Genomic DNA, 3,307 nt, shown 5'->3' with positions numbered 1-3,307 from the left:
GTCGTGGCGCTTCCGTGGTGAACCTGGCCCATAGCGCTTCCTTCCATTCCAGCGAGAAGAATGCACCATCAAACCACGGGACTAAACATCTAGTGGCGGAACTTTGCAGCGCCAGTCCTGAATTCCGGGCGCTATGGCAGGACAGGACGGTTCATACGTTCGGGCATGGCGCCAAGACGTTCCATCATCCTGTTCATGGTCCCCAGACCTTTGAGGTTTCAACCTTTGCTGTCGATGGGCGTCCGGACCTGATTCTGGTCATATACGGTGAGGTGTCATAAGGTACTTGCATATACGTGAGTATTCACTTACTAATTCTCCGTAAGGAGAAACCATGCCACCACGTTCATCCAGACTTTCCGCGACGGATCGCAGGCAGGCGATCCTGTCAGCAGCAGCCCCCGTTTTCGCCCGGCTTGGTCGGGAGGGGGCGACCACAAAAGAGATCGCCAGAGCGGCGGGTGTCTCCGAGGCCCTTCTTTACCGGCACTTTGCCAGTAAGGAGGAGCTTTACGCGGAACTTGAATCTCATTGCGTAGAAGCCAACGCCGTCGGTAGCCGTCTTCTTGCCGAAGCAGCGCCTTCGACGGCAACACTGGTCAAAGGTGTTGCCCTGCTCGTGCAGGCGGTCTTTCCGGGCATCGGGGATACGCAGTCTCACGATGATACCAAGCGGCTTGTCACGGCCAGTCTGCTGGGCGACGGACAGTTCGCAAAGGCTTTCCTCGATCGGCATGTGAAGCCCTGGATCGGCGTTTTCGAACGATCTTTCCGGGTTGCGCAGGACGCTGGCGATATTGAGGACGGTGTTCAGACCGGCAGTGCCGAAATCTGGTTCGTCCATCATCTGGCGAACACGCTGCATCTGATCAGCCTGCCCGACATCACGGTCGTCGAATACGGCGTGACGCGCGAAAAGCTGGTCGAGAACACGGTCCGTTTCCTGCTGCGCGGGATCGGCCTCAGAAACATCGCCATAAACCGGCATTACGATCCTGAAAAACTCAGGACAATTTTTGCATCGATGGATCAGGACACACCATGAAACCGATCACGAAAATAGCTGTCATTGGTGCGACGGGTCGGCTTGGAGCGCCGGTCGCGACCGAACTGGCCAGACATTTCGAGGTCCGGGCCGTTGTCCGCTCGCCGAGCAAGGCGCGCAGGATGCTCCCGGACACTGTCGAGATTGTTCAGGCCGATCTGCGGGACGTTCCGGGGCTCCGCACGGCTCTCGACGGGGTAGACGCGCTCTATCTCAATCTCGCGACCGAAACGGCCGACCCGAACCTGCCTTTCTATGAAGAGCGCGAGGGCGTGCGAAACCTGATGACGGCCATACAGGGGCTGGACATTCAGTATATTGCCAAGATCGGCGCTCTTGGCGCCTATCCGCCGGCACTTGGACACATCAAACAGAATATCGTGCCCAATATTATCCGGATGGAAGGGCACAAGATCATTGCGGACAGCGGTATCCGTCATACCTTCTTCGCACCGACGCATTTCATGGAATTGCTGCCTTTCATGATCAGCGGACGCGCGATCCAGTGGATCGGGAATACGCGCGTCAGGATCTGGTGGATCAGCGCCGCGGATTACGCGCGATGGGTGGTCGAGGCCTTTCAGAATCCTGAGGCAATGCCGGAACACTGTCCCGTGCAGGGACCGGAGGCGATCTCCGTCAGACAGGCGCTGGAACGGTTTATAAAAAACTACGATCCCTCGCTCAAAATTCGCGTGGCGCCGCTCTGGGTCATGCGGATGATCGGCCTTTTCAATCCGAAAATGAAATTCGTGGCGCATCTGTTCGCATATTTCGGAGATCACGAAGATCCGTTTTACGCCAGGGAAACCTGGGAAAAACTGGGGAGGCCAACGACCACGCTTGAGATGTTCGCGCGGAGGCTTCGGCAAAGTCGGAATTTGCAGCAGAGCGTCAAATGAACGGTATCGAAATGACCGGAAACGGGGAAAGATCGACCGTGCTGACTATCGTGAGCTCTCCTTTGTCGGAAAGATCAAAAGTCGTGTTCATGGGGGAATGGTCGCATATACGCCTCACGCCGATCAGTGCCGTGCCTGCGGTCTCTGTGTAAAGGCCTGTCCTGAGCGTGCCATCCAACTCGTGAAAGTCTGATGCGAAGAGAAAATCGGCTGAGCCGCGGTGCCGTGTTCGTCAGGCATGTACCGGAGCACGGTAATGAGACAGCGCGTTGCGCTGGTTGATTACGCGGCCAGATTGAGCATCATTGTGGCCTGGGAGGCAAGGGGCTGCTGATCGGCCCTGATCTGATTGGGCGTCCTGTAGCCGTGCCGCTCGCGGAGCCAGGAGGCATTGAAATGTGCGGCGAACGTGCTCAGAGCGTGCCGCAATGACCGACGGTCATCCTGTCGAGTGGGCGGGTATCCGTGAACTGGCCCAGTTCAGCCCTGGCGGCCGTTTCGGTGAGCCACTTCCGGGCCTGGGGCGCGGTGGAGAACGTTCGCTGCACACGGCGGCCGTCGACCACCTTGCGGGTCATATACTGCTTTGGGCCGCGATAGGTGACACCGCGTGGCAGAGGCTTGCCCGTAGCCGGGTCGAGCCGCCCGCTCACCGCCGCACCTTCCGGAATGCCCGCTTCGCTCTCCATGGGAGAAGGGTAGCACATTCCTCGCAATGGTGCGGAAATGGTGCAAAAACCCATATTTTCGAGGAGGGAATTTCCAGAAAACCGTTGGAAATCAATGGCGTCCCATAGGGGATTCGAACCCCTGTTGCCGCCGTGAGAGGGCGTTATAGAGGCAATAATATCAAGGATATGAATGCCTATATCATTGAGATATATGCATTTAATGTCACGGGCTGTCACGCCTCGTCAGTGGGGGTCGTATCGTCGATTGGACCAAAATTGGACCAGGGTCCGATATCGCGAACGTACGGTCTTTAGCGCGGACCACGCGGTCAGGGCGATGGATCGTCGTTCGGCCTGGGGGCTTGAGAGGGCGGTAGTGCTTGCTCCGACATCACGGTCTGGATTGCCGTTTCGATCCCCCAGATGCTCGACGACATGATCGCGCACGACGTCCCGCAACGCATCAGCGTCCCAATGCCCGCGTCCAAGCAGGGCCTGCTGTCGCCATGGCCCCGGATCGCCCGCAGCTTCCGCGCGCATCCAGCCGGTCTTGCGCGGTTCGTTTCCCAGCAGTGTTTCCAGAAACCGGCCTGTCGACAACGCCACCCGCTCCTGGCCGAATACAGGGCGCATCCGCGCTTTGGCGTCCCGCAGCGCCTCCAGCGTCAGGGTAAGAACATCCTCAACCG

At 58.3% G+C, this 3,307-nt stretch carries 5 protein-coding genes and 1 pseudogene; 4 read left to right on the top strand and 2 right to left on the bottom strand.

Annotated elements, in window-relative coordinates:
- The 4 genes from EDC31_RS17370 to EDC31_RS18575 form a co-directional block, all read left to right on the top strand.
- Positions 1 to 281, top strand: a 281-nt coding sequence (locus EDC31_RS17370; RefSeq protein ID WP_456304092.1) for an MmyB family transcriptional regulator, incomplete at its 5' end; no start/stop codon positions are given.
- 53 nt (positions 282 to 334) lie between these two features.
- Positions 335 to 1,045 carry a TetR/AcrR family transcriptional regulator gene (locus EDC31_RS17365; RefSeq protein WP_081797948.1) on the top strand — a complete coding sequence of 237 codons (711 nt, stop codon included), beginning with the start codon at positions 335 to 337 and terminating at the stop codon, positions 1,043 to 1,045.
- A complete protein-coding gene (locus EDC31_RS17360) occupies positions 1,042 to 1,947 on the top strand; it encodes an SDR family oxidoreductase (RefSeq protein WP_042062461.1) in 906 nt (301 codons plus the stop codon). The genes EDC31_RS17365 and EDC31_RS17360 overlap by 4 nt, the downstream gene beginning before the upstream one ends.
- A 97-nt stretch (positions 1,948 to 2,044) precedes the next feature.
- Entirely contained in the window at positions 2,045 to 2,140 is a 96-nt protein-coding gene (locus EDC31_RS18575) for a 4Fe-4S binding protein (RefSeq protein WP_081797949.1), read from the top strand.
- A 220-nt stretch (positions 2,141 to 2,360) separates the two neighbouring features.
- On the opposite strand, the gene EDC31_RS17350 is transcribed toward EDC31_RS18575, so the two are convergent.
- Both EDC31_RS17350 and EDC31_RS17345 read right to left on the bottom strand, forming a co-directional pair.
- The gene (locus tag EDC31_RS17350; protein WP_132127220.1) at positions 2,361 to 2,654 is read right to left on the bottom strand and encodes a hypothetical protein; all 294 of its coding nucleotides are present in this window, start codon (positions 2,652 to 2,654) and stop codon (positions 2,361 to 2,363) included.
- Between the two features lie 378 nt (positions 2,655 to 3,032).
- Positions 3,033 to 3,307, bottom strand: a pseudogene (locus EDC31_RS17345) (IS701 family transposase); the annotation flags it as partial.

This window comes from Acidomonas methanolica, assembly GCF_004346035.1.
Classification (GTDB): domain Bacteria; phylum Pseudomonadota; class Alphaproteobacteria; order Acetobacterales; family Acetobacteraceae; genus Acidomonas; species Acidomonas methanolica.
This window is presented reverse-complemented; position numbering and strand designations above follow the sequence as displayed.